The 1,279-nt window shown below is 38.1% G+C and carries 2 protein-coding genes; both read left to right on the top strand.

Annotated elements, in window-relative coordinates; genetic code table 11:
• Positions 1 to 245 precede the first annotated feature (245 nt).
• Positions 246 to 719, top strand: a complete 474-nt coding sequence (locus ESZ50_RS00025) for a phage terminase small subunit P27 family (RefSeq protein ID WP_148621543.1) — start codon at positions 246 to 248, stop codon at positions 717 to 719.
• Positions 716 to 1,279, top strand: a 564-nt coding sequence (locus ESZ50_RS00020) for a terminase large subunit domain-containing protein (RefSeq protein WP_246111483.1), incomplete at its 3' end; no start/stop codon positions are given. The genes ESZ50_RS00025 and ESZ50_RS00020, both read left to right, overlap by 4 nt.

Genomic DNA, 1,279 nt, shown 5'->3' with positions numbered 1-1,279 from the left:
GGCTCAGTATGATACATCTAATCTATGGCTATTAACTAGGTCGCAACACAATCACAAGACAGCAGTCGAAAAGAAATTGAACGACAATCAATTGAAAAAAGTTTCTAAAGATTGGTGGATAAAAGTTTTGAAAAAATAAAAATACCCCCCGCTATTAGTTAGGAAAAGAACCGAATAACAAATAGTGCCGTCTTGCTAATGCGTTGCAGTTATTTTTATTTTTTAGGGTGAAAGGAGGTGGTTAAATGCCACGTAAACCAAAGATAACAACCGATGAGACCGATAGAAAGGATCAACGGGATAAAACCGAAGCTTTGAAGAAATCTGTTGAGAACGCTGATATGCTACCTGAAACAGCGCCTCGACATTTAACTGGAGAAGCTAAGAAGCTTTGGGAAAAGTTGGTGCCAGTTTTGAATGAGACCGGGTACATAATTGATGCTGATAGTTCAACGGTTGAAACGCTAGTAATTAATTATGCAATGCTTCGTGAAGCTTATGAGTCAGTCAAGAAAAATAAAGTCGTCTACGAAGTTGAGGGTAGGATTTACAAAAATCCTGCGGTTGCCATCATTGACTCAACTACAAAGATTATTAAATCTGTCGGTAGTGATCTAGGCTTATCTCCACAAAGTCGAGCCACATTAATTGATATGGCCAAGACTGATGATGAGGATGAGGGTCAAGATTATGCAGAAAGGTTTGGAAATAACAGATGATAAAGTACAATGATTTGCTTGAACGCTACCCAGATGACCCAGCTTTGATGTATGCAGTTGATGTTATACGTGGTCAGGTAATTGCGGGGGAAAAGATTAAACGAGCGTCTGAACGCCATATAAGCGATTTAAGACGTATTGATAATGACGAAGATTTTAAGTATTTATATGACGCTGACGAAGCGAAGAAAATAAATGAGTTTGCTGTGTTGCTGAAAGATGTAACGTCTGGTGAACCATTTAATCCTTCTCCTTATCAGCGTTTTATTTTGGCTATGATTCAGGGTTGGCGTAATCCAGAAACCAACGGCATGAGATTTAAGAACATCTTTATTTCGATGGCTCGGACAAATGGAAAGACGCAATTACTTTCGGCTTATACTTTGTACAATTTTCTGTTTGGATATCCAAAGATTAATCGACAACTTGCGGTTAGCTCTATTGATATTTCGCACACAAAACCGCTTTATAAGTACATGACTTATAACTGGGATCAGTTGAAAAAAGGCGTGTTTAAAAAACTAGCTAGTAGGTGGGGTGTTGAATATAACCAAAATGAA

It is taken from the genome of Weissella muntiaci (genome assembly GCF_008107635.1).
Classification (GTDB): Bacteria; Bacillota; Bacilli; order Lactobacillales; family Lactobacillaceae; genus Weissella; species Weissella muntiaci.
The sequence above is the reverse complement of the archived record's forward strand: the minus strand, read 5'-3'. Positions and strand labels throughout refer to the sequence as shown.

Excerpts from the sequence above, each read along its gene's own strand:
- ESZ50_RS00025 (WP_148621543.1), top strand. The coding sequence starts at position 246 with ATGCCACGTAAACCAAAGATAACAACCGATGAGACCGATAGAAAGGAT.